Below are 26,451 nucleotides of genomic sequence, written 5' to 3' on the forward strand. Positions count from 1 at the left end.
GCCGGAGGGGCAATGCGGCGCGTGCTCAGACCCCGGAGCATGCCTGCCGCGCAGAAATATGGCAGGCGCTCCGCTTGGAGCAACGCCTTAGGCGGCAGCCCAGGCCACGGCATCCGCGCCGGCCGGCAGCCGCATGGAGCTGGCGGGATCGGTCACCGCACGCCATACGGCCTCGGCCACGTCAGTCGCATAGGTCACCGGGTCGGTCGACTGCGCCCAGCCATTCATGACGCCCTGGGCCAGGCCGACGTACGCCTCAGGGAAACCCGCACTCATGCGGGACCGCGCGTTATCGCCAAAGCGCGTCCCGGGCGCCCGCCCGGGCAGCACCAGCCGAACCCGGATGCCAAAAGGCTCCAGCTCCAACGCCAGCGACTCGGTGAACGCATTCACCGCGGCCTTGCTGGCGGTGTACACGGACAACAGGTGCAAAGGCCTCAGCGTGACCGTGGAGGTAACGTTGACGATGACGCCATTCGCCCGCTCTCGAAACTGCGGCAATACCGCCTGCGTCATGGCGATGGTGCCCAAGGTGTTCGTCTCGAACAGCTCGCGCACGGCGTCCATGGAGGTGCCCTCCAGTGCGTTGAGCAACCCGATGCCAGCATTGTTGACGAGCGCGTCGATGGGGCCGGCGGCGTCGATAAGCCGGCGAATACTTTGCGGATCGGTCACGTCGAGCGGCAACACATGGAGGCGCTCGGAAGGTGGCAGCAGGTCTTCGCGCGGCGTGCGCATGGTCGCGATGACATTCCAGCCGCGATCAAGGAAATCGCGGGCGATCTCAAGGCCAAAACCGGACGAGCAGCCGGTGATCAGGATGGTTTTCACAGAGACTCCAGGCGTGGGGTGAAGAGGAACTGTCCCCACGATAGGCGCCAGCATCCGGACTCACTACCATCGAAAGTCCATCTTTTGTTGGCTATAGTCCAGCAATGACTGACCCGCTCTCGGAAATCGTCACCCTGCTCCAGCCAGAGGCTGCGTTCTCCAAGATCTCCAGCGCTGCCGGCCCTTGGCAGGTGCGCCGCGTCGAGGCTGGGCGGCCGTTCTATGGCGTGATTCTGGAGGGCGCATGCCGCCTCGCCATTGAAGGGCGTGAACCGCTGATTCTCGAAGCGGGGGATTTCCTGCTGATCCCGGCCTCCTCTGGCTTTGCCATGTCGAGCAAATCGCCACCGGCACGCGACGTCGACTCCGTACCGACAATGCTGCCCGGCGGCGAGTACCGGCTCGGCCACCCGGATGGTCCGCCAGACGTTCGCATGCTGGTGGGCTATTGCACGTTTGGATCGCCGGATGCCGCGTTGCTGGTGTCGCTGCTACCGAAACTCGTACATGTTCGCGGCCAGCAACGGCTATCCACGCTGGTGCAACTGGTAATCGAGGAATCACGCACGCAACGCCCTGCCCGCAAGGTCATTCTTTCGCGGCTGCTAGAGGTATTGCTGATCGAGGCCTTGCGATCCACCACAGGCACGACGGCCTCGCCGGGTCTATTGAACGGACTCGCCGATGCGCGACTCGCCGCCGCGATACGGTGCATGCACGAAAGCCCGACCCGCGCATGGACGGTGGCCCAACTGGCGAAGGAAGCGGCGCTGTCGCGCTCGGCGTTCTTCGAGCGCTTCAGCCGTGCCGTAGGCATGCCACCGATGGAGTACCTGCTCGCATGGCGCATGGCGCTCGCGAAACGCCTGCTGCAGCGCGATGGTGTAGGCATCGCCGACGTAGCGGAGCGTATCGGCTACAGCTCGGCGAGTACCTTCAGCGTGGCGTTTACCCGGCACGTCGGCTTGCCACCGGCGCGGTACGCGCGGGAGCACACGGCGGCGCGCGAGTGAACTCGCGACACCGGCCGAGCGATCAATCACCTGTGATTCAAAGCGTGCGCCGCTTGCTCCGCCCCAACCACCACGCCATCACCGCCCCAGCTAGCAACCAGCCAATAACCTGCTCCACCAGCGCCGCCACCGTGAAGTTGGTAGGAAACATGTACCAATTCCAGTACGGCACCATGGTGCTGAGCCAGGCAAACACGCTGGCAGCCAACGCAATGCTCAAGCGAGTCATAAAGCTAAACGCAGCCAACCCCATGACAAAGGCGAGCATCAAGGCCGACAAGGTGTCCGAGGCCCATTCCCGGGGCAACCGGCCGCTCATGTCGGACAGGTCGTCACCCTGCGGCATATAGACCATAAAGGCATAAGGCGATGCTTTGGCCTTGGCCGAATAGGCCGCCATAACCGTCTTGTCACCCATCTTGGCGGGGTCAATCGAGGGCAGAAGGAACACGCCCGCTTGCTCGCCCAGGCCGGGCCGCAAGCTGGCAAGAACAGTGTCTTCTGCTACCGGTTGGCGCATGCCAATGTCGCCCAGGCCCAGCGCCATGTGCGCTACGGCGCCCCAGATGAACATCACGATGCCACCCATCAATGCTGCAACGAGTACTCGCATGACCGTGCCTCCCCGTGATTGATTGTGCGCGGCGATGACTCTATGCCCGTCGTGAAGCGAGCCGCAAGTTGGGCAAAAGGACTAACCCCCGTCCCGCCGTGCTCCATGAAAGGCTAGTGCATCAGCGCGAACGGTCACGACGGAAAGCGGCCATCAAGTCACGTCGAAAAATCCAGGCGAAAGTCGACTGCATGACCACTTGAATACCAAGAAACATCTTCAGGCCGACCCAGAAATCTGCGACAAACCAATACGCAAATGCCGGCGCCAAAGACATAAGCGCCATACGCGACGCGACATACCGATATGCCGAAAGTGGCCCCATCAACTCGCCTCACCATCCATTACTGATTAACGCGACCTTCTACGTATAGGCAAACATGCTTGCCAGAGTTGAACGGGCTGATAGCCACTACCGCTTACGCTCCCGCGCCTCACGACGCGCTTCGCGCAGACTCAGCAGCTTCTCGCGCAGCTGCAGCTCCAGCCCGCGCTCCACTGGCTCGTAGAACACGGTGCCATCGATCGCATCGGGCAGCAGTTGCTGGTCGAGTGCCACGCCGCCTTCGTTGTCGTGGTCGTACTGGTAGCCCTGCCCGTAGCCCAGCCCTTTCATGAGCTTGGTCGGTGCGTTGCGCAGGTGCATGGGCACGTCCAGCGTGCCGGTCTGTTGCACCACAGCGCGGGCGGCGTTGTAGGCCTTGTAGGCGGCGTTGCTCTTGGGTGCGATGGCCAGCCAGATGGCGAGCTGGGCCAGTCCGAGTTCGCCTTCGGGGCTGCCGAGGCGTTCGTAGGTGTCCCATGCGTCTAGTGCCATGCGCCAGGCGCGAGGCTCGGCGAGGCCCACGTCTTCTACGGCCATGCGTGTCATGCGGCGGGCGAGGTAGAGCGGGTCCACGCCACCATCAAGCATGCGGGTGAGCCAGTACACGGCGGCATCCGGATCGGATGAGCGCACGGATTTGTGCAGTGCCGAGATTTGGTCGTAGAACTGCTCGCCACCCTTGTCGAAGCGACGCGTGCGGTCGGCCAGTACCTGCGTGAGCGTGGTTTCGTCGATGCGATGGTTCTCGGCCAGCTCAGAGGCAATTTCCAGCAGGGTGAGGGCGCGGCGCACGTCGCCGTCCGCGGCCTGCGCGATCAGCTTGAGCGACTCGTCGGCCACTTCCAACTGCATGTCGCCAAGGCCACGCTCGCTGTCTTCCAATGCGCGCTTGAGCGCCACGGCGATGTCGTCCACCGTTACTGACTCCAGCACGTGCACGCGGCAGCGGGAGAGCAAAGCGGAGTTGAGTTCGAACGAGGGGTTTTCGGTGGTGGCGCCGATGAAGATGATTACGCCGCGCTCGATGTGCGGCAGAAAAGCATCTTGCTGCGCCTTGTTGAAGCGATGCACCTCGTCCACGAACAGCACGGTGCGGCGACCCTGTGCGAAGTTCACCTCGGCTTCGACCAGCGCCTTGCGCACATCGGGCAGACCCGATAGCACGGCGGAAATGGCGCGGAAATCGGCATCCGCATAGCGCGCCACCAGCAGGGCTAGCGTGGTCTTGCCGCAACCGGGCGGGCCCCACAGGATCATCGAATGCACGCGACCGGCTTCCAGCGCGCGGCGCAGCGCCTTGCCGGGAGCCAGCACGCGTTGCTGGCCCACGATTTCATCCAGGGTGCGTGGCCGCATGCGTTCGGCCAGGGGCTTTAGATCGTCGGACTCGGTAAACAGGCCCGGCGCGTCGAACATATCGCTGCGTGACATGCTGCGCATGATAGGGCATTGGGCCGGCGGGCGGCTCATTCGCGCCCTGCTCTGTAAGCACCAGGGCGCCTGGAAAGAGCCGTCATTCCCGCGAAAGCGGGAATCCAGTGCCTTCGGTTTTTGCCGGACTGAAAGCCGCTGGATTCCCGCTTTCGCGGGAATGACGAGCAAAAAAGTTCTCAGCGTTCCATCAGGACTTGGGTTCGTCCCGCTGCCCCTGCCGCAAGAGGCTGAAGGCCATGGCCGCCACACCCAGCGCACCCAGTGCCAACACTACCCACAGCAAGGGCTTGGTCCAGTCGTAGGGCACCTTGGGCGCTTCCAGTGCCGAGGGGCCGGCTTCATCCGCGCGCGCGCCCAGCTCAGCCAGCGCAGGCTGCCAGTCGTCGCTGTTGGTGCTGCGCAGACGGCTCAACGCCTCATCCACGGGATACTCGCCACGCCGTGCCGAGTAGCTGCCGGCCAGCAAGCGGAACGGCGCATTGCCCTCGGGAATGAACACGTACTGAGGCGGCAGCCAGCCCACGCTGAGGGCTGGCGCACCGGACAGTGGCGTGTCGCTGTGCACGCGGATGCGCCGGGTGCTGGATGGCTGATCCATGTTGGCGGTGTCTTCGCCACCCTTGCCGCCCGTGCGCACCAAATTGAGCGAGGTCACTTCCGACCACGTCTGGTCGCCGTTGTCCTGAATCACATGCACGGTTGCCGCGTTGTTGCCCGCAGGCAGGGTGAGCTTGAACGAGATCAACGGCAGCTCGGCCGGTAGCTCGTATACATAATCACCCGACACCTGCCCGTTTTGCTTCGGCTCCAACCATTGCAATTGCGATGCACGATCGGCGACCGCATCGGTATAGCTACCAACCAGCTTGACGGTGGGTGCATGGCCCGCACCCCAGTCCACTTGGCCGTCACTCAGGTGTACACGGAAATAGCGCTCCGGTTCGCTGCTGGTGGCGTCGATCTTCAGTTGCTCGACCTGATCCTGGTCGCCATGCACGCGGGTCAGGCCCACGTCGCTGGCAAGCATGCTCCACTGCCGCAGATCGTTGCTGCCCTCGACGGTGACGTGGATCTGGAAATCTTCCTGCAGGGTCGACGGGTCCAGTTCGATGCTGTCGATATTCGCGGCCCGGCCAGCATCGATCAGCCAACTGTCCGGGTGCTGTGCGGTGGCGCCGCGATCGTCCTGACTGATGACGATGCCACCGTTGGCGTTGCGCTCCACCTTCACGCTGTCGCTGTTGTTGGCGGTAGCAACCGGCACGGGCAGCAGGCGCGCCGTGGTTTCGAAATCGTGCTTGGCCGGCGGTGACGGCGGCATCGGTGCGAATGGCACGGGTTTGCCCGCCGCATTCACCACGATCACATCGTGCAGGTGGGCCGTTTGACTGGCCGCCGCGTACACCTGCGGCCCCAGCACCACCCGATAGGCCTCGCTGGTGGTTTTCGTGTCGAGCGGAAACGCATAGGCGTATTCCACATTGGTATCCGCCTGGGCAGCAGCCACGGGCAGCATCAAGGCCAGCCCAATCCAACGAACATCAAGGCGCATGCCCGGTTTCCTCCATAGACGATGAACGGCGCGGCGGAGCCGGCGCCAGGTATCCAATGACACTGCACAGCAGGCCGAATGCGATAAACGAGCCGATGCCAAACAGATTGCCCAGCTGACGGCGGTCGACCAGAATCAGCTTGGCCAGCACCACGCCCATGATGATGGCGCCAGCCAGCCAAAATAGACGATGGCCGCGCCGCGATCCCCACACCCAGGCAAACAGGCCCAGCACACTCCACACCACCGTGAGCGACATCTGCGCGAGGCTTGAATCCGCCAGATCGGCGTTCCACGCCACGCCGCCCAGCTGATGCACCGCGCGCAGGGTGAAACTGGTAACCAGTGCCAGCACGATGGAGCCAAGCACCGGACCACGCGCATGCCGGAGCACGGCGGGCAGCGACGGATCGGTGATCCAAGCGGCGAACATCGCAGCGATGGCCAGCAACAGCAACTCCACCGGGTTCAACAGCGGCACGTAGCGCAGCGGCGCAGCATCGCCATCCATGAACAAGGCGAATACACCCGCCAAACCCAGTGCAATCAGCAGCGAATACTTCAGCGGCGGCAACCAGCGCGACAGGCTCTGCGTCATAGGTGGCGCTATCAGGCGCGGACGCCAGTGCGCCGCGACAAATGCCAGCAGCAACGATGTCAGGCTCAGAGCAGCGACCCAGCTGCCGGACAACCAGCGCAGACGATCCAGCGCCACCGCCACGCCAAATCCAGCCAGCAGGACCCAGCGCCACAACCACATCCATTGCGCTGCCGGGCCAGCCCACTCCGCGGAACGTACGCATAGCAGCGTGCGCCAGCCAAGCACGGCAGCTGCGATTACCGCCAACAGGTTCCAGCCGTGCCAGGGTTGCTGGTGGTTGCCGACGACGAGCGCAATGAGCACCAGCATGCACGCCATGAAGGCCACCGGAGTCCACCGCAGCGCAAAGCCCAGTTCCTGCGAACTGCGATACCTGGAAGCTTCCGCTGCACCCCAGGCCGTGACGGCAAGCCATGCGAACCACGCGGCGAACATGTTTGCGTCCGGCACGAAGTTCGAGATTTCTTCCGCGCAGGCAACCACCCACCACAGCATGCCCCAGGCATACAGAACGACCGAAAGCACACGATGCAACACGCGCCCATTGCCCAACCGCGCGAACAGGCCAGCACTGGCGAAGCCCGCGATCACCAGCATCAGCGCACTGATGCATTCGCGGTTGAGCACCGGCCATGCGACGTGAACACCGCCGTGCATGCCGCGATCCACCAACAGTGCGCATGCCGCGAACACTTGCAACGCAATGCCGCTCCACGTTGCCAGCCAGCGCTGCTGACGCAGGCCCAGCCAGATCAAGCCCGCGCCTTCGAGCGCAAAAATGCTGCCAGTGACATCGGCGCTCAGCGCCAACGGCACGGTAAGTGTCGCCAGGGCCACGGCGAGAATCGCCCAGGTGTCGCGGATCAGGCGCATGCCCGGCTGGTGACGGGACAGATAGGCCACGCCCACATAGACCGACGCAGCAACCAAGGTGGAGATGGCCAATGCCTGGCCATCCCATTTCAGCAACGCGCCCTGTAGCAGAAGGCTGATCAGCGGATTGCCGAACATCAGGCAGCCGTCGATCACCAGTCGCCGATCGACAGGCGCGCGCACCACGTGCAGCCACGGTATGAACAGGTAGAACAGGAAGTTGAGGATCAGGAACGGCTCAGTGCTGGCGAACAAGCTGTGGTCGTAGCGCAGCACGCCCCACGCGCTGCCCACGGCAAACGTAGCGATAAAGCCCAGCAGGTTGAGTACGCGCCACGAGCGCTTCCAGGCAATGCCGAGAATGGCGAGGTTCAGCACTGCGTAATAGCTAAACAACGCCACATGGCTGCCATTGCCGGTGGACACCAGGATGGGCGCGGCAAAGCCCGCGATCAAACCCAGTACGGCCAGCGCCAACGCATCCTGCATGACTGCCAACACGCCAATGCCGGCAACCAGCACCACAAGCACCCCAAACGCTGCGCTCGCGGGCAACAAGTCATAGAGGCGGAAGGCGGCAAATACCGTCATCACCAGCACGCCGATGGAACCACCCTGCAGGGACAAAGCGAACACACGCCGCGATTCGCGCTTGTGCCAGCCAAAGAACAGGCCACCCGTGGCAGCCAGCGCCACCATGGATACACGCAGAGCCACCGGCACGTGCAGCATGCCGGCATCGGACGCGTACTTGAGCAGTGCAGCCACGCCGGCAAACAACACCAGCATGCCGATCTTCACCGGCACATTGCCTTCGGTGAACCAGCCCCACACACGCTGCATCAGGCGGTCGAAGCCGGAGGGCTGACGCGGCATGGCGGGCGCCGGTGGCGCGATCGGCCGCGGCGCGGGTTCCAAGGACGGTACCGGTGGCGGAACCTCCACGTCCTGGACGGGCGGACGCGACACCGCCGCGACCGGCGGCGCCACGGGCGGCACTGGCTCGTGCAGCGCCTCGCGGGCCTCCTGGGCGGTCATCCATGGCCGCTCGGCGGGTGCCTGCTCCGGCTGAGCGGCCGGGACAGGCTGTGCCGGCTTGGCCGCCGTCAGTTGCTGGCGGATGCGCCCCAGCTCACGGGACAGCTCCATCTGCCTGCCCCAGAGCAGTCCTACCGCCGCACCACCCACGATGCCGGCCAGGCTGGCTGATGACACCAGCCCGCCCAGCACCGCACCAATCACCATCCATAGAAAGATCATGCCTGTCCATCTCCGCCCACCAGGGGGCGTTACACCCCAAGTGTGCCATGGCCGACTAGGCGCCAAGACGCGAGGGACGCATGCTACGGGCGATGTACGTCACGACTATCAGATATTTCCTACATTTGACGCCGTTCCGCACGCTGTTCCATCCAGTCATACAGCACAGGAAGCAGCAACAAGGTGAGCAGGGTGGAGGTGATCAGGCCACCCACCACCACCGTAGCCAGGGGCCGCTGGGTTTCCGCGCCTACGCCACTGGAGAGCAGCATAGGCACCAGCCCCAGGATGGCCACGCTGGCCGTCATCAATACCGGCCGCAGGCGCAAGGCCGTGCCACGCACCACCGCGTCACGCACGCCCATGCCTTTGGCGCGCTGCTCGTTGAGGAAGCTCACCAGCACGATGCCGTTGAGCATCGCCACGCCAAACACGGCGATAAAGCCAATCGCCGAGGGCACGGACAGGTACTGCCCCGTGACTGCCAACGCCACGATGCCGCCAATGGTGGCGAACGGCACATTGGCGAGGATAAGCGCCGCGTACTTCATCGAGTTAAACGCCGTATAGAGCAGGATAAAGATGAAGAAGATGGTGGCCGGCACGATCAATGACAGGCGCTTCAATGCGCGCTGCTGGTTCTCGAAGGCCCCACCCCACTCGGTGTAGTAGCCGGTGGGCAGCTTTACTTTCTGCGCGATGGCTGCGTTTGCCTCCCGCACGAAGCCGTCGATATCGCGGCCGCGCACGTCCATCTGGATCACCGCATAGCGCTGCAACTGTTCGCGACGGATGAAGGAATACCCTTCGGCCTCTGTCACCTCGGCCACCTGCGAGAGTTGCACGATGGCGCCACCCGGTGATTGGATGGGAATGCGCTGGATGGCCTGCATGGAGCGCTTGTCCGCATCGTCCAGACGCACCGCGATGTCGAAACGCTTCACGCCATCGATCAGCGTGGTGACGGGCTCCCCGCCGATACCGTTGCGCACCACGGTGAGCACGTCATCCGCATTCAGGCCGTAACGCGCCAGCGCCTCGCGATCCACACGGATGCGTATCTGTGGCTTGCCCAGGTTGGCTTCCAGCGCCAGATCCGCTACCCCGGGCACGCCACCCAGCACGTCCTTGATGCGTGCACTCTGGCGATCGAGCTCGCCTAGGTCGTCGCCATAGAGCTTGAGCGCCAGCGTGGCGCGCACGCCCGAGATCAGCTCTTCGATACGCATCTGGATCGGCTGGGTGTAGCTCACTACGGCCGTTGGCAAAGCATCGGACAGTTCACGCTGCATGTCCGTCTCGATGCTCTCCAGCGTTTGCCCCTTGCGCCACTGCTCGCGCGGCTTCAGTGGCGTATACACCTCCATATAGTTCACATCCGCCGTCTCGCCCTTCTCGGCACGGCCGATCATGGCCAGCGTGGTATCCACCTCCGGGAACGACGCCTTGATGCGCTCGGCAACCTGTCGCGAGATCTCGATGGACTCGTCGAGCGACGCGGAAGGAATGGAGGTGATGCGCCACATGATGGCGCCCTCCTTGAGATTGGGCATGAACTCTTTGCCCAGGAACGGGAACAGCGCAAGGCTGCCGAGCAGAGCGCCGCCCGCTATGCCCAACACCAGCCCGCGCCGCCGCAGCGACCAGGCCAGCACGGTGCCATAGAGTTTCTTTCAGGAAAGCCACGAGCCACGTGTCACGCTCTTCCTTCGGCTTGAGCACCAGTGCGGCAAGCACGGGGATCAGCGTCAAGGCGAGCAGCAGCGAACCGGCCATGGCGAAGCTGATGTTGAACGCCATCGGTTTGAACATCTTGCCCTCCAGCCCTTGCAGGCTGAACAGGGGCAGGAACACCACGATGATGATGACGATGGCGAACGTGATAGGCGTGGCCACTTCGCGCGCCGCCGCCAGTACGGCAGCGTTGCGATCTACCGGCAGGCCGTGCGCCTTACGCTCGGCCATGATGCGGAAGGCGTTTTCCACCATTACCACGGCGCCGTCCACCATCATGCCGATGCCGATAGCGAGGCCTGCCAGCGACATCAGGTTGGCCGACAGCCCCGCCTGCTCCATGCAGATAAAAGCAATCAGCATGGCCAGCGGCAAGGCAACGACCACCACCAGCGCGCTGCGGAATTCGCCAAGGAACAGGAACAGCACAATGGCGACAAGGATGGAGCCTTCCACCAGCGCACGCACGGCCGTACCCACCGCCTTATTCACCAGGTCGGTGCGCTCATACACCGGCTTGACCACCACGCCCTCCGGCAACGCTTGCCGCACGGTGTCCAGCTTGGCCTTTACCGCATCGACCACGCTTTTCGCATTTTCGCCGATGCGCGCCAACGCCTGCCCCATCACCACTTCTTTGCCATCGCGGGTGACAGCACCTGTGCGTGGCGCACCGGCTTCTTCCACCGTGGCCACGTCACGTATGTAGACCGGCGTGCCGTCCTCGGTCTTCAGCACGATCTGGCCGATGTCGCGGGCGTTCTGCACCAACCCCAGTCCGCGCACGAGGTATTGCTCGCGCCCCACGTCGACGAAATTGCCGCCAACCTGAGCGTTATTGGCCTGCAAGGCCTCAATGACGTTCTTGAAGCCCAATCCATGCGCGATCAGCTTCATCGAATCGATGCGCACCTGATACTGCTTCTCTTGACCGCCCCACGAGGTGACGTCATCCACACCGGGTGCGGTGCGCAGCATCAGGCGGATGGACCAATCCTGCAGGGTGCGCAGTGCACGGTCATCAGGGGCGCCTTTCAATGCATCGTCAGCGCGCTCCACCGTGTACCAGAACACCTGTCCCAGGCCCGAGGTGTTCGGCCCCATCTCCGGTTTGCCATAGCCGGCAGGCAACCGGTCCCCCACCTGCTGTAGGCGTTCATTGACCAGTTGGCGCGCAAAGTAGATGTCCATGTCGTCGCTGAAATACACGGAGACATAGGACAGGCCAAACAGGCTCACCGAGCGCACTTCTTCCACCTTGGGCAAGCCGGCCAGCGCCGACTCCACCGGCGTGGTGAGCAGTTGCTCCACGTCCTCGGCGGCAAGGCCCGCCGCTTCGGTATAGACATTCACCTGCACCGGCGTCACGTCAGGAAAGGCGTCGATGGGCAGCTTGCGCACGGCTTGGTAACCGAGCACACCAACAACGAGAAACGCGATGATGACAAGCAGCTTGTAACGCAGCGAGAGTTCGACAAGACGTGCGAGCATCATTCTTCTCCCAACTGCGAGCGCAGCAACCGCGCCTTGAGTGCAAAGGCGCCCTTGCTCACATAGGAGGCACCGGGCTTCAGGCCCTGGCGTATCTCCACCCAGCCGTCGCGCGTCTCACCGACGTCCACCGCGGTCGGTTCAAACGCAGCATTTCCGCTGGTGACGAAAACGGTGGATTGGTTTTGCAACAGCACCACCGATTCCGCCGGAACGGCAAGCACAGAGCGACCACCCACCGCGATGCGCGCATCGACCAACTCGCCGGGATGCAGCAAGTCGCGACTGTTGTCCACCGCAATGCGCACGGGCACAGTGCGGGTCTTTTCATCGGTCTGGTGTGAGCGTTGCACCACCTTGCCAGGCAAGCTCTGCCCGTGAATCAGAACGCGCGCCGCATTGCCTTGCGCGACGCGCTCGGCCTCCGCTGGCGGCATGCGCGCCTCCACCCACACGGAGTCTTCTTTCACCAGCGTGAATAACATGCGCCCCGCATCGACCCGCTCACCCACCAGGAACGAGTCGGTGGTGATGCGGCCATCGGTGGGTGCAAGCAGTTCGTAACTTCCATCCGCTTTCGCCGAACCCGCACGCAAGACGCCCTGAATCTGCCCGTCGGACAGACCATAGGCGCGCAGCCGTGCACGAGCCTGATCCCGCTGCACCTGCACTTCGGTATAGCGGCGCCCGGATACCGCCTGCGGCCCCAACGAGGACACGCGCCGCCATTCCTGCTCGGCCACGATGAGCGCACCCTGTGTTTCCGCGACTTGCACACTGGACAACACGACCAGCGGCTGACCCGCTTTCACCACGTCGCCGAGCTTCACCTTGCGCGACAACACCATCGATTCAATGCGTGGTGACACCAGCACAGTCGAATAGGCATCAACCTTCACTTCGCCCGGCGACTTGATCTCGTCGGCAAGCTCGCGGGTGGTCAGTCTTGAAACGACAATGCCTGCCTCCTGCACGGCACGTGCATCGAGCGCGAGCGGATTCCCCGCCTGTTGCGCCGAGACGTTCGCGGCGGTGACGGCCAACGCCAGCGCGCAGGCAGCATAGATGGATAGGCGAATCATGGAGCAGCTTCCTGTGTGCGGCCGTCGAGCCAGTCCGTCAGGCGGCCGGCAGCGGTGAGGTAGTCGAACCAGGCCTGCCAAGCTTGGCTTTCGAGTGCGAGCGCGGAAAGCGCGGTGTCCAGGCTCTGCTTGAGCTGGATGAGGTAGTCGGAGGTGCTGATCTCCCCTGCTCGCCAGAGCTTTTCGAGCAAGGCGGCGCGATCGTCGAAGGCGGCGGCACGCCCTTGGCTGAAAGCCTGTCCCGAGTCGCGCAGTGCGTCATAGCGCGCCTGGGCCTCGCGCAGTGATGCGCGACTCGCCAGTTGCCGGGAGCGCACGGTCGCCGCAGCCGCACCCGCCTCAGCGAGTGCCGCGTCGACCTCGGCGCGGCCGCTGTTGAGTACGGGTAATGGAATGGTCACGCTGAGGCCGATCACCTGATCGGTCGTTACGCCGGTGCGGACGCGGCCACCGGTAAGGCTGACGGTGGGATCGGGGATACGTGCTCGCCTGGCCACATCGATACCAGCCTGTGCAGCCGCCTCATCGGCCCGCGCTTTGAGCAGCTCGGGCCGGTCATCCATTGATAGCGGCACAATGCTGTTCGACAGCGGCGGCAGCCCTGCCGGCAAAGGCGGCGGTGACTTCACCTCATCACCGGCAATGGCTTCGAGCGACGCAAGCGTCGCCGCCTCATTGCCGGCCAGCGACGCCTGCTGGATCTGGGCTTCACCCAAGGCCAGCGCTGCCAGATCGCGCTCAGGACTACTGATGTCACCCACTGCCAGGCGTTCCGCTGCCAGCGCATCAAAACGGCGCATCAGTTCAACACGATGCGCGCCCAGCTCACGCTGACGCCCCGCCAGCGCAGCGCCAGACCAGGCCTTCAACCAGCGCGACGCGACCTCCCTTCGCAGGAGCTCATAGGTCGCCTCGCGACTGCGCCATTCGGCATCCGCCTGCGAGGTGCGCGCACGCCGCTTGCCTGACAGATCCAGTGGTAGCGAAAGGCCAGCGGTGCGTCGGTCAACGTCGGCGTTCTCGGCATCGAGCGACAACGACGGGTTGTAAACAGGTTGCGACGCCGCGCGAACCCGCGCCTGCGCAGCCTCGACGTCGGCACGGGCGGCCTGGACCTCGGGACTCGCGCCCCATATGGCACGCACTGCACCCTGGAGCGGCGAAGCGACGACGGGCGTCGCCGCACCGTCGCCGGGCGAAGCCACAACGGTCGCGGCGCATAACAAGCAGGCAGCCCCCACAAGGGCTGCACGTAGAAAAGACATGGAAAAATCTCCTGAAAACGATCACAGCGAATGCACCCGTGAGGGCGCACGTCAGGCGGTCGTTGTCAGGCGATGGGTGGGCGCAGAAGCGAGCGCGTCGCGTCGGGCACGCGGCCTGCGTCAATGGAGGGGATGGCGAACGATGCCTCAGGCACGCCAACGGCCAGTGCAATGGAAACGGGCAACGTGGCGGCATGCGCACAGGCGCAATGGCAGGACTCGCCTTCGCCCAGCAGGCAGTCGGCGTCGGCCCCCTGTGTCATGGGGGCAGCCTCGGCTGACATGGTTACGGAAGCATACGTCTGCGCCCGGAACGTGTCGCGCTCGCCGCCATCAGCGAGGCACACGGCACCGCTGACCAGCTTGATCAGCAGCACAGCCACCACCAATACCCACAGGCCGCGATGGCGGCGCAGGCGACTCAGCAGTGGCAGGGAACGGGGTGACATAGGCCGAATGCTAAGGAACAAGCCACGTGTTAGACAATTTCATTCGTGGCGTGACACGTTCGTGACGCCACCCGAACGCACCTCGTGCAGGAAATACGCATATTTCTGCACTATGACGGCCATCGCCGTGGCTATCATGTCGCGGCGTAGTCGGGGGTGGAGTCCGCAAGTGGCGCAACGGCTGGGGCGAGCAAGCAAGCAGGTTGTCCAGGAAAGCGCGACGTTCTTCGGCGCCCATCGTTCGCGATGGAATGCGGCGCGGATGGTGGCGCTGCTATGCCTGCTGATCCTGCCGGCGCTGTGCCTGGGCAGCGATAAGGACCCGTGGGCGCCGTTCGATGCACCCTGGTTCGATCGGATCGGGGTCAACGACGGCCTGCCACATTCCATCACCACCACGCTCGAGCAGGATCGGCGCGGACTGATCTGGATCGGCACGCTTTCTGGCCTGGTGCGCTACGACGGCTACCGCATGCAGGTCTTCACGGCCGCGGGCGGCAAGGCCGACATTCCCGACGCCTATGTGCGCTGCCTGCTCACGCTGCCGGACGGCGGCCTGCTGGTGGGCACCAATGCCGGCGGCCTGAGCCGCCTCAATCCGCTCGACAACACTTTCCATAATTACCCGGTGGGTCGTGGTGGCACCAGCGACAGGAAGATCTACGCCATGGCGCCAGACGGCAGCCGCGGTGTATGGATCGCCACGGAACGTGGCATCGACTACCTGGACCTCGCCAACAATCGCATCACGGCGGTGCCGTTGAGCGAGGGCATGTCGCCGCGCAGCTTCAGCATTCTGCAGGATCGCGAGGGCAACCTTTGGGCGGGCAACAACAGCGGCCTGTTCGTCCGTCACGCAGGCGACACTCATTTCGCGCGCGCGGAGCATCCCGCAAATGACAGCAATGTCGATGCAGTGCTGAGCGACGGCATCTGGGCTCTGCTCGAAGACCGCGAGGGTCGGCTGTGGGTGGGCAGCACGCAATCCGGCGCGGCCTATCGGGATGCCGCGGGCCATTGGCACGCCATTGCCGGCTTCAGCGGCTACCAGCGCGATCACGCGCGTCGCGCCACCGTGCGCGCCTTCAACGAAATGGCGAGCGACACGATCTGGATCGCCACGGATGGCGACGGCGTACTCGCCTACGACGTGAACGCAGGCACTTTGCACGCTGTCGCCCATGACACCGCCCGACCCTCCTCACTTCCCGGTGATTCGGTGCGCGACCTGCTGCAGGACAACTCGGGAAATGTATGGGTCGCCACCGACCTTGGCGTGGCACGCTACGACCCCGATGCCCGCAAGGCGTTCGCGCTGCAGCCATCGACCAGCGATGATCGCTCGCTGGCGAACACCAACGTACGCGGCATCTTCGTGGACAGTCGCCAGCGCATATGGCTGGGCATGAGCTCCGGGCGCATCGACGTCATCGACCTTTCGGCCGGCGCCATCCGTCATCTCGAGCTCAACGGCGTGCAGACACGCCGCGACGTGCAGGCATTCACCGAAATGCCGGATGGCACCATCTGGGTCGGCACGCAGGGCTTGGCGAAAATCGACCCCGACACGCTGGCCGTCCACGGCTCGGCCATTCCGGAGATGGACGACAAGCCGGTGTTGCACCTGCTGCCCGATGACGACCACCTGCTGATCGCCACCTACGACGGCGTCTACCGCTACGACACGCATACGCGGGCGTTGGCGCATTTCAACCACGATGCCAACGACACCGGCAGTCTCGCCAGCGACACGGTGCGCCGTATTGCGCGCATCGACGACGACATTTGGTACGTGACCGGACGAGGCATCAGCATCGCGACCAGTCCGCTGCAGACTCGCAACTTCGAAAACCTGCTCCATCGCCCTGGCGACAACACCAGTCTGCCGAACAACCTCGCCAGCTCCATCGCCATGGACCCGCAAGGCAACCTGCTCGTTGGCACTTATGGAGGCCTGGCCATACTGCAGCCGCGCAGCGCGGGTGATCCTTACCGGTTCACCACCATCGGCGTGGCCAATGGACTGCCCAGCGAAAACGTCAACGCCGTACAACCGGACGATTACGGCAATCCGTGGGTGAGCCTGTCCAACGGCCTGGCGATGATCGACGCCAATACCCATACCGTGCACACCCTCGGCGTGCGCGACGGCCTGCGCATCTCCAGCTACGTCTACGCGGCAGCGGCGCGCGCGCCGGGTGGCGAGCTGATGTTCGGCGGGCTGGGCGGGCTCACTGTCGTGCGCCCGTCATGGCAGCCCCGTGACGAACCCGATGCAGCACTGGCCATCACCTATGCGGCGGTCAACGGCGCACCACTGGCCTTTGGCAGGCTGCCCCGGAACGGTGAGTCGCTGGCCATACGCTCGCGCAATCGCAGCCTGCGCGTGGATTTTGCCCTGCTCGATTACGAGGCTCCGCCCGAGACCAGCTACAGCTATCGCATGGAGGGCTTTGACGAGGACTGGATCGACATCCCGCACGGCGGCCTGCCTACGGCGATCTACACCAACCTGCCCCACGGCGACTACAAGCTCCGCTTGCGCGCGCAGACGCACGGCATGCAGCCGCACCTGATCGAGTCGACCGTCGACGTCAGTGTCGAACCGCGCTGGTACGAGACCATCCAGGCACTGGTCGCCGCCGGCATCCTGGCCCTCGTGGCGATTGTCGGCGTCATCCAGTTGCGCACCCTCTATCTGCGCCGACAAGCCAGGCAACTGCAACACCAGATCGATCTGCGCACGCAGGATCTGCTAGTCGCCAACAAGCGACTGGACGAACTGGCCAATACCGATGCGCTCACCGGCGCATGCAATCGGCGACGACTCTTGGAGCTAGCCGAGGAAGTGCGCGCGCAAAGCCCGGACGGCCAAGCCTGCATCGCCCTGCTCGACCTGGACCGCTTCAAGCGAATCAACGATACCTACGGCCACCTCGCCGGCGACGCCGTGATCCGCCACGCCTGCCGGATCATGCAGGAGCAGAGCCGCGACACCGACATTATCGGCCGCTACGGCGGCGAGGAGCTGCTGGCCTGCCTGCCCGCAAGCACCCTGGAACAAGGCATGGTGGCCGCGGAACGCATTCGCAGCGCGCTGGCGGAGCAACCACTGACCCATGACGGGCAGACCATCGTGGTCACGGTCAGCATTGGCGTGGCCGCGTATCGCGCGGGAGAAACCCTGTCGCAATGGCTGACCCGCGCCGACGGTGCGCTGTACGAAGCCAAGCATGGCGGCCGCAATCGCTGCGTCGCCGCATCGTGAGGCGCACGCTCAGTTCAAGTGCCGTGCCGGTACATGGTGTAGCCGGCTACTCGCAGGACACATTCAAGCTCACCGCAACGGCTGACGCAGGCGTCCCGCTCAGTTCTTGATCGGTTGCGTCTGGATCACCGGCGCATCGCCGATCACGTCGGTGCCCGGCGGCGGCACGAAGTTGAAGGTTTCCGGCGAAATGGCCACGTTGCGATGCCAGTCGGAGAAGCGGATGTCGGTGACAGCGCCCAGTTGGTCGCGGAAGACCATGCGTGCCAGGCCGTTGGCATCGAAACCGAGATCGGCGTAGTCGAACTGCGGATCCTTCGCCTTGGAGGTCAGGCGCAGCCAGTTCAGGCCGTCGTGATCACCCTGCTCGACCGCATTGAAGTCCTTGTCCATCTGCTTCACGTCGGTAAGCACGGTCAGCGGACTATGCGACTCCTCCGAGCTCTGCACGCGTACCGTCACCTGCTCCAAATCCGGGTCGTACAGCCACACACGGCTGCCGTCGGCCACGATGGTCTGCTTGGACGGCGCCAATGTTTCCCAGCGGAACTGACGCGGAGCCTCAAGCGCGAGCGTGCCGTTGCTGGGCTTGCCTGCGTTGCCGTTGGCGTCCTTCAGGGTCTGCGAGAAGTTGCCGGTCAGCGAATGCATGCCGTTGGTGAAGGCGTCGAGTTTGCTGCGCGCCGGGCCAGCGGCCATGGCGAAACTGCTGACGGATAGTGCGACAGTGGCTGCAGCCAGGAGAAGCAAGCGTTTCATGGATGCCTTGTAAGTGAGGCGATTGAACGAATTGTGCGACCAGAAGGCTTAACAGTGAATCCCGTCTGACGCCGCGAAGCCTTTAGAGCGTCATTCCGGCGCAGGCCGGAATCCAGTAACCGTAAGGCGCAATCTTCGCCAAAGATGGAGGCATGGCGACAATCGAGCAGCTTCGCCACTGGATTCCGGCCTGCGCCGGAATGACGAGCAAAACCTGTCAGTTCTTCGGCGGCGGCGGAGCCAACACTTCGCGGTTGCCGTTGTGCTGTGGTGCGCTGACCACGCCATCCTGCTCCATCTGCTCGATCAGACGGGCGGCGCGGTTGTAGCCAATACGCAGGTGGCGCTGCACGCCGGAAATCGAAGCACGCCGCGTCTCGGTCACGATGCGAACCGCTCTGTCATAAAGCTGCGCGTCGGCGTCGCCGCCTTCCTCGCCGTCCTGCGGCAGGCCGGAGTCGTTGATGAACTTGCCGTCGCTGGTCGCCTGCACTTCTTCCAGCACGCCCTCGATGTATTGCGGGGAACCCTGTGCCCTGAGCCAGTTCACCACGCCATGCACCTCGTGGTCGTCCACAAAGGCGCCATGCACACGCTCTGGCGTCGCCGTACCCGGCGGCAGGTAGAGCATGTCACCGTGGCCCAGCAGTGCCTCGGCGCCGGACTGGTCAAGGATGGTGCGCGAGTCGATCTTGCTGGACACCTGGAACGCGATGCGGGTCGGGATGTTGGCCTTGATCAAGCCGGTGATCACATCCACCGATGGACGCTGCGTCGCCAGCACCAGATGCACGCCGGCCGCACGCGCTTTCTGCGCGAGGCGCGCAATCAGTTCCTCGACCTTCTTGCCGACGATCATCATCATGTCGGCGAACTCGTCGATGATGATCACGATGTACGGCAGCGGCTCCAGCGGCTCTGCCGCTAGGTTCGGCATCTCAGGATTGGGGCGGAACAACGGATCAAGCAGCGGCTGACCGGCGTTCTCGGCGTCCTTCACCTTCTTGTTGAAGCCGGCAAGGTTGCGCACGCCCACGGCAGCCATGAGCTTGTAGCGGCGCTCCATTTCGGCCACGCACCAGCGCAGCGCGTTGGCGGCTTCCTTCATGTCGGTCACAACCGGCGCGAGCAGATGCGGAATGCCCTCGTAAACCGAAAGCTCCAGCATCTTCGGGTCGATCATGATCATGCGCACGTCTTTGGCGCTGGCCTTGTACAACAGGCTCAACACCATGGCGTTCACGGCAACCGATTTACCCGAGCCGGTGGTACCTGCCACCAGCAGATGCGGCATCTTGGCGAGATCGGCCACTACCGGGCGACCGGCGATGTCCTTGCCCAACGCCAACGCCAGCGGCGACTTCATGGCGTCGTATTTGTCCGAGCGGAGAATTTCGGAGAGATAGACGATCTGCTTGCGTGTATTGGGGATTTCCAGGCCGATCACGTTCTTGCCCGGAATCACGTCAACCACGCGCACGCTGACCACGGACAGGCCGCGCGCGATGTCCTTGTCCAGGCTCGACACCTGCGAACCGCGCACGCCAGCCGCGGGCTCCAGCTCGAAGCGCGTAATGACCGGGCCTGGATAGACGCCGACCACCTTCGCCTCGATGCGGAAATCCTTGAGCTTCAGCTCGACCTGGCGCGACAGCACCTCGAGCGTTTCCTCCGAATAACCCGGACCTTGCTCCGGCGCCTCGTCCAGCAGCGACAGTGGCGGCAGCTCGCCCGGCGCGGCAGCGCCGGTGAACAGCGGGATCTGCGTTTCCAGCTTGGCGCGCTCACTTTTCACCACGGGAGCGGGTGCCGTCTCGATGCGCACGGGTTCGCGCTTGGCCTGTTTGACGGCCTCAGTCTTCTTGACCACTTCGCGCTCGGCCCGCGCCTGACGGGCCGCGAGCACTTCCGGCGCCTCGCGCAGCTTGCCGCCGAACCAGCCAGCCAGTTTGAGCACGCCCTGGCCGGTGACATCCGCCACTTTGAACCACGACAGGCCGGTGGCCAGCGTCACCGCGACCAGGAACAGCGCCAGCAGCAGCAGCGGGGCACCCTTGTCGCCCAGTGCGTGTGTCAGCCCACGGCCAACCCACATGCCAATGATGCCGCCCGCACCCTGCGGGAGGATCGGCTCGTCAATATTGAGATACAGCAGCGCCGGCGCAGTGATAAAGAAGAACACCGAACCAATCAGGCGCAGCGAGGGTTCCCACGGCTGCACGGTGCGCTCGCCGCGATGGCGCAGCACCTGCACGCCCAGCGCCAGCAAGAGCAGCGGGAAGCAGTAGGACACCAGTCCGAAGATGTAGCGCAGGACGTTGGCGATGTTCGCGCCAACCTCGCCACCGAAATTGCGGGCGTGCTCGACGGTGCCGGCATGACCCCAGCTGGGATCCTGGTCGTTGTAGCTGAACAGGCAGACCAGCAGATACAACGCCAGCGGCAGCAGCAGCAACGCGCCAGCTTCGCGCAGACGGCGCTTCAGTTCTTCACTGAGGCCTTCGCGCTCGTTCTTGTCTTTCTTGACGTTGGCGGTACGCGGCACCGTGGTCCTTATCCTGTCTTCAAGCATGAGTCCGGCCGCCAAGGGCGGCCGGACGGTGTTACATCCGCCGAAGCGGCAGGCAAGACCTTAGATCATGCCCTTGAGCGCCGGATGAACCAGCTCGCCGCCGTCGACGTTGATGCCCCCGCGCAGCGGTTCGAACTGGCGCCATTCGTTACCGGCGGCCAGACGCTGCACGTACGGCAGGATAGCGGCAGAAATCGCCACCGACGAGGTCTGCGGCACGGCACCCGGCATATTCGTGACGCAGAAGTGGGTCACGCCGTGCACGTCGTAGGTCGGTTCCTTCCAGGTGGTCGGACGCGAGGTCTCGAAGCAGCCGCCCTGGTCGATGGAAATATCCACCAGCACGCTGCCCTTCTCCATGGTCTTGACCATCTCTTCGGTGACCACGCGCGGCGCCTTGGCGCTGGGGATCAGCACGGCGCCGACCACGAGGTCGGCCGTGGCGACTTCTTCAGCCACGCTCGACTCATAGGCATACAGCGCGGTGACGTTCGGGCCCATGGCCATCATCTCGGCCAGACGATCCTGGCGCTTGTCGAACACCACGACGTTGGCGCCAGCAGCGGCAGCCAACGCGGCAGCGTTACCACCGGCAGCGCCGGCGCCCAGCACCACGACCTTGCCGCGCGGCGTGGAGGCCATGCCGCCCAGCAGCTTGCCCTTGCCGCCCTGCGGACGATGCAGCAGCGTGGTGCCGATCTGGGTAGCGATGCGGCCGGCGATGACCGACATCGGCAGCAGCAGCGGCAGGCCGCCGTTCTCTTCCACCGACTCGAACGCCACGCCGGTCAGGCCGATGTCCAGCAGGCTCTTGGTCAGCGCCGGCTCGGCGGCCAGGTGCAGGTAGCAGAACAGCAGGTGATGCTTCTTGAGCAGGGCCAGGTCGCCAGCGATCGGCTCCTTGACCTTCACGATCAGCTCACCGGCGTCATACAGGGCGGCGGCATCGGCTACGACCTTCACGCCGACCTTGGCATATGCCTCGTCGGAGAAGCCGCTCTTCTCACCGGCGCCGGACTGGATGAACACCTCGTGGCCACGGCGCACCAGATCGGACGCAGCGGCGGGAATGAGGGCAACACGACCTTCAAGGGTCTTGGTTTCGGAAGGAATACCGATACGCATGGGGAGTGGATCCTGATGGGGAAGTGAGGTGGCAACGACGCCGGACCGCAGGTGGCCTGGCAATACCTGTGCCGGCAGCCTTGAATCGTCCCCGCGTCTTCCCCATGCTTCCGGGTTCGGACGCCTCGCTCCGTTCTTGCCAAGCAGCGGCAGGAAACCGCGGCACGCGAGGGAGCGAATGACTCAACAAGTCGCCAGCAAACCCGAAGGATTATAACCATGATGGGCAGGCCGTTTTCACATTCCCGCAACGCCGCGCAACCAGACCACCTTTGCGCAGTTGCAGCAAAGTCAAAGAGATACAGCCCATCCTGCTGAAAACCAGCTGACAGCCCACATATAAGGGCGATCGCCGGAAGGCCATGCGCCCCAGCATGGCCCAAGCGGCGGAATCGGCATTCCACCCTCCACGAAGACCACCGCCAGCAAGGCGGATAGAAGGAACGCATGAACGCACCCACCAAGCACAGCCGCCTGCTGATCCTGGGCAGCGGCCCCGCTGGCTACACCGCCGCCGTCTACGCTGCCCGCGCCAACCTCAAGCCGATGATGATCACCGGCCTGCAGCAGGGCGGCCAGCTGATGACCACTACCGAGGTGGACAACTGGCCGGGCGACGACAAGGGCGTGCAAGGTCCGGAACTGATGCAGCGCATGGCGCAGCACGCCGAGCGTTTCGAGACGCAAATGGTGTTTGACCACATCCACAGCGTGGATCTCAAGCAGCGCCCGTTCCGCCTGAAAGGCGACTCGGGCGAGTACACCTGCGACGCGCTGATCATCACCACTGGCGCAACGGCGAAGTATCTGGGCATCGCCAGCGAGGAGCACTTCAAGGGCAAGGGCGTGTCCGCCTGCGCCACCTGCGACGGGTTCTTCTTCCGCGAGCAGGAAGTGGCCGTGATCGGCGGCGGCAACACCGCCGTGGAAGAGGCGCTGTACCTGTCCAACATCTGCAGCAAGGTCTATCTCGTGCACCGCCGCGACAAGCTGCGTGCCGAAAAGATCATGCAGGACAAGCTGTTCGAGAAGGCCGCCGCCGGCAAGATCGAGCTGGTGTGGAATCACTCCGTGGATGAAGTGCTGGGCGACAACTCCGGCGTGACCGGCGTGCGCGTGAAGGACGTGAACTCGGGCGCGACGCGCGATATCCCCGTGACGGGCTTCTTCGTCGCTATCGGCCACACCCCCAACACGGGCATCTTCGATGGCCAGTTGGACATGCACGACGGCTACATCAAGATCCGCAGCGGCTTGGGCGGCATGGCGACGATGACCTCCGTGCAAGGCGTGTTCGCCGCCGGTGACGTGGCCGACCACGTATACCGCCAGGCCGTCACCTCCGCCGGCTTCGGCTGCATGGCGGCGCTGGACGCGGAGCGCTGGCTGGACCAGCAGGGCCCGGCGAGCTAAGCCCTCCTGCTCGTCATTCCGGCGCAGGCCGGAATCCAGTAGCGACAATGTTCGGTTGTCGCGGCTAACGTCGAAGTTGGCTAAACGTGGCAGCGACAACCGGACATTGCGGAAACTGGATTCCGGCCTGCGCCGGAATGACGGCGATGTAACACTGAGGCAATCTGAACTGACGTGATCGAAGCACGCTTCCACGACAGCATCGAACGCATCCCTGCCGCGGCATGGGATGCGCTTCGTCCGGACGATAACCCGTTCGTCTCGCACGCCTTCCTCGCGCTGCTGGAGCGAACCGGTTGCGTCCGTCCCGACTGGGGCTGGCAAGCCCATCATCTTGGGCTCTATGAAGGCGACGAACTCGTTGCCGCCGCGCCGCTGTACCTGAAAGGCAACTCCCACGGCGAGTTCGTGTTCGACTGGAGCTGGGCGAGCGCCTGGGAGCAAGCCGGCGGCGACTACTACCCCAAGCTGCTCAATGCCGTGCCCTACTCGCCTGTGCCTGGGCCACGCCTACTGGCCGGCCAAAACGCACATACCGGCGAGCGACAGCGCGCCCTGGCGACAGCCATGCGCAGCTTTGCCGAGCGCATGAACCTCTCTTCCGTGCACGCCAACTTCCTGCGTGACGACGAATTGGCTGCCTTCGATGGTCCGTGGCTGGACCGCTCGGACGTGCAGTTTCACTGGCACAACCGTGGCTACGCTGACTTTGCGCAATTCCTCGCCGCACTGAATCACAAGAAGCGGAAAAACATCCGGCAGGAACGCGCCCATGTCGCCCAAGCGGGCCTGGATATCGAGATACGCGGCGGCGACACGCTCAGCCACGAAGAGTGGCGACAGATCCACGCCCTGTACGAAGCCACCTTCGACGCCAAGGGCAACCATGCCGCACTGACGCGGCGCATGTTCGCCGGCATGGGCGACATCCTCGGCGACCGCGTGCAGGTGGCACTCGCCCGCCACGAGGAGCGGATCATCGCCATGGCGCTGTTCCTCAAGAGCAGCGACACGCTATACGGGCGTTACTGGGGCGCGGACGTCGACGTACCAGGCCTGCACTTTGAACTCTGCTACTACCAGGGTATCGAATACGCCATCCGTCACGGCTTGCAGCGCTTCGAGCCCGGCGCGCAGGGAGAACACAAGCTGGCGCGGGGATTCCTTCCCGTGCGAACCCATTCACGGCACTACCTGGTCAACCACAGCTTTCGCGACGCCGTGCGCCAGGCGTTAACCAACGAAGCCGAGGCCATAGACGAATACGCGCAGGACCTGCTGCAACACAGCCCCTACGCGCATACGTCGTCGCCCTGACGCTTTAGCCGAGCGAAATGCCAGCCACCCGGCCCTCGGTATCCAGCTCCACGCCGAACTCGAGGTAGTTGCCGGGACCAAACTCGATTACGTAGTCGTTCCAGGTCTTGTCCTTGTCCTGGCGCCGTCCCTTGAAGATGAAAGACGACGGCTCGCCAAATGGTGACAACTGCTTGGCCAGTCGACCGGACAAACCGGCGGCCATCTTGGCCTTCAGCTTGTCGCCAAACATCGAAGCGTCTTCATTGCCTTTCTGCATTTGCGCGAAGGCCTTGCGTGCGGCTGCCGTCGTCGTCGCATCCTCGCCAGCCGCAGGCTTGCGCGCCGCCGCTGCAATATCCGGATACAACGCTTCGAATGTGGCAGTGACCAGCATCTGGCCCGGCTCCGGATTGTCGCCAACGTTGGTGAAGGCGATGACCTGGATACCCTGCTTCGGGAAATACTGATTCGACGTTGTGAAACCGAACGAACCGCCGGTATGACCAATGCGCGGCTGGTCGTCCAGCGTGTCGATAAACAGGCCAAGGCCGTAGTCGTTGCTACCCTCCACCGGCGTCGCCATCAGCGTGTAGTCGGCGGGACGAATGATCTTGCCGCCGCGAAGCGCGACATTCCAGCGTTCCAGGTCGTCCACGGTGGACACCAGGACACCCGCCGCCCAGCCGACCGTGGCATGGATGGTGGGCGCCGCTTCCAGCTTCCCGTTCGCATGTCGATAACCCTTCGCCATGCCCGACAGCCGAGATTCGTCGTCCACCGTATAGGTATGGGTCATGCCGGCCGGGACCAGCAGGTGCGTCTTTACATAGTGAAGGTACGACTCGTGCGATGTCAGCTCGATCACCCGGCCCAGCAACGCGTAGCCGCTATTGGAATACGACCAACGACTGCCCGGCTGAAAATCCAGCGGCTTGTCCTTGATGCGCGCCATGATCTGATCGAACGTGGTCGGCTTGACCGCCCATTGCTCAACGTCCGGCCCGTCCAGGTACTCCGGCATGCCGCTGGTGTGCGACAGCAACTGCTTCAGCGTGACTTCCTTCGCGTGCGGCGCGTCGGGCAGATAGGTCGCCAGCTTGGCGTTGATATCGAGCTTCCCGACCTCCTGCAGCTGAAGGATAGCCGCCGCCGTGAATTGCTTGGTGATGGAGCCGATCTCGTAATAGGTCGACGTCGTCGCTGGCGTCTTACGCTCGCGATCGCTCAAGCCATAGGCGTGCACATAGAGCGGCTTGCCATCGCGATAGATGGCGATGGTCGCGCCCGGGGTATCCGTGCGCTGCAACACGGTCTGCGCATCGCTGTCGATACGCTTGGCCAACGCGGAATCCATGTCGGGCGACGCAGCCACCACCGTCGGGGCCAGAGCAACCATCCACCACAAGAAGCGACGACGCATGCCAGATCCATGGGCTAGTGAAGGTGGGGCATGCTAACCACATCTCCGTGCCGGTAGCATGTACCAAACATC

Annotated in this window: 16 protein-coding genes and 1 pseudogene; 4 read left to right on the forward strand and 13 right to left on the reverse strand. The window is 64.0% G+C overall.

Annotated features, from left to right (window positions below; translation table 11 throughout):
- Positions 1-87: 87 nt before the first annotated feature.
- Positions 88-831 (reverse strand): SDR family oxidoreductase, encoded by a 744-nt coding sequence (locus DYST_RS03870; protein ID WP_239950199.1) that lies wholly within the window; start codon positions 829-831, stop codon positions 88-90.
- 104 nt (positions 832-935) lie between these two features.
- Between DYST_RS03870 and DYST_RS03875 the strand changes: the two genes are divergently transcribed.
- Positions 936-1,844 carry an AraC family transcriptional regulator gene (locus tag DYST_RS03875; protein ID WP_239950201.1) on the forward strand — a complete coding sequence of 303 codons (909 nt, stop codon included), beginning with the start codon at positions 936-938 and terminating at the stop codon, positions 1,842-1,844.
- A 37-nt stretch (positions 1,845-1,881) separates the two neighbouring features.
- Here DYST_RS03875 and DYST_RS03880 read toward each other — a convergent pair whose 3' ends face one another.
- From DYST_RS03880 to DYST_RS03915, 8 genes and pseudogenes are all read right to left on the reverse strand, one after another.
- Positions 1,882-2,457, reverse strand: coding sequence for a hypothetical protein (locus tag DYST_RS03880; protein ID WP_239950203.1), 576 nt, complete (start codon positions 2,455-2,457; stop codon positions 1,882-1,884).
- A 412-nt stretch (positions 2,458-2,869) separates the two neighbouring features.
- The gene (locus DYST_RS03885) at positions 2,870-4,222 is read right to left on the reverse strand and encodes a replication-associated recombination protein A (RefSeq protein WP_428993959.1); all 1,353 of its coding nucleotides are present in this window, start codon (positions 4,220-4,222) and stop codon (positions 2,870-2,872) included.
- Between the two features lie 181 nt (positions 4,223-4,403).
- Positions 4,404-5,768, reverse strand: coding sequence for a DUF3999 family protein (locus tag DYST_RS03890; RefSeq protein ID WP_239950206.1), 1,365 nt, complete (start codon positions 5,766-5,768; stop codon positions 4,404-4,406).
- Entirely contained in the window at positions 5,758-8,502 is a 2,745-nt protein-coding gene (locus tag DYST_RS03895; protein ID WP_239950208.1) for a DUF2339 domain-containing protein, read from the reverse strand. The genes DYST_RS03890 and DYST_RS03895 overlap by 11 nt, the downstream gene beginning before the upstream one ends.
- 119 nt (positions 8,503-8,621) lie before the next feature.
- Positions 8,622-11,727, reverse strand: a pseudogene (locus DYST_RS24140) (efflux RND transporter permease subunit).
- The gene (locus DYST_RS03905) at positions 11,727-12,809 is read right to left on the reverse strand and encodes an efflux RND transporter periplasmic adaptor subunit (protein ID WP_239950210.1); all 1,083 of its coding nucleotides are present in this window, start codon (positions 12,807-12,809) and stop codon (positions 11,727-11,729) included. Before DYST_RS03905 ends, DYST_RS24140 begins: the two are co-directional and overlap by 1 nt.
- Complete coding sequence (locus DYST_RS03910) at positions 12,806-14,074, reverse strand: TolC family protein (protein WP_239950212.1); 1,269 nt, start codon at positions 14,072-14,074, stop codon at positions 12,806-12,808. Before DYST_RS03910 ends, DYST_RS03905 begins: the two co-directional genes overlap by 4 nt.
- Positions 14,075-14,139: 65 nt before the next feature.
- Positions 14,140-14,523, reverse strand: coding sequence for a hypothetical protein (locus DYST_RS03915; protein ID WP_239950214.1), 384 nt, complete (start codon positions 14,521-14,523; stop codon positions 14,140-14,142).
- 169 nt (positions 14,524-14,692) lie between these two features.
- Between DYST_RS03915 and DYST_RS03920 the strand changes: the two genes are divergently transcribed.
- The gene (locus DYST_RS03920; protein WP_239950216.1) at positions 14,693-17,791 is read left to right on the forward strand and encodes a diguanylate cyclase; all 3,099 of its coding nucleotides are present in this window, start codon (positions 14,693-14,695) and stop codon (positions 17,789-17,791) included.
- Positions 17,792-17,890: 99 nt separating this feature from the next.
- Here the strand turns inward: DYST_RS03920 and lolA are convergent, their stop codons facing one another.
- The 3 genes from lolA to ald all read right to left on the reverse strand — a co-directional run bounded on the left by lolA (position 17,891) and on the right by ald (position 22,247).
- A complete protein-coding gene (gene lolA / locus DYST_RS03925) occupies positions 17,891-18,550 on the reverse strand; it encodes an outer membrane lipoprotein chaperone LolA (protein ID WP_239950218.1) in 660 nt (219 codons plus the stop codon).
- A 217-nt stretch (positions 18,551-18,767) separates the two neighbouring features.
- Entirely contained in the window at positions 18,768-21,095 is a 2,328-nt protein-coding gene (locus DYST_RS03930; protein ID WP_239950220.1) for a DNA translocase FtsK, read from the reverse strand.
- 87 nt (positions 21,096-21,182) lie between these two features.
- Positions 21,183-22,247, reverse strand: coding sequence for an alanine dehydrogenase (ald, locus tag DYST_RS03935; RefSeq protein ID WP_102302721.1), 1,065 nt, complete (start codon positions 22,245-22,247; stop codon positions 21,183-21,185).
- 447 nt (positions 22,248-22,694) lie between these two features.
- On the opposite strand from ald, the gene trxB reads away from it, so the two are divergent.
- Together trxB and DYST_RS03945 are read left to right on the forward strand one after the other, a co-directional pair.
- Positions 22,695-23,660, forward strand: coding sequence for a thioredoxin-disulfide reductase (gene trxB / locus DYST_RS03940; protein ID WP_102302720.1), 966 nt, complete (start codon positions 22,695-22,697; stop codon positions 23,658-23,660).
- A gap of 174 nt (positions 23,661-23,834) precedes the next feature.
- Positions 23,835-24,977, forward strand: a complete 1,143-nt coding sequence (locus DYST_RS03945; RefSeq protein WP_239950222.1) for a GNAT family N-acetyltransferase — start codon at positions 23,835-23,837, stop codon at positions 24,975-24,977.
- A 4-nt stretch (positions 24,978-24,981) separates the two neighbouring features.
- Here DYST_RS03945 and DYST_RS03950 read toward each other — a convergent pair whose 3' ends face one another.
- Complete coding sequence (locus DYST_RS03950; RefSeq protein WP_239950224.1) at positions 24,982-26,379, reverse strand: serine hydrolase domain-containing protein; 1,398 nt, start codon at positions 26,377-26,379, stop codon at positions 24,982-24,984.
- Positions 26,380-26,451: the final 72 nt, after the last annotated feature.

Source organism: Dyella terrae, assembly GCF_022394535.1.
GTDB lineage: Bacteria > Pseudomonadota > Gammaproteobacteria > Xanthomonadales > Rhodanobacteraceae > Dyella.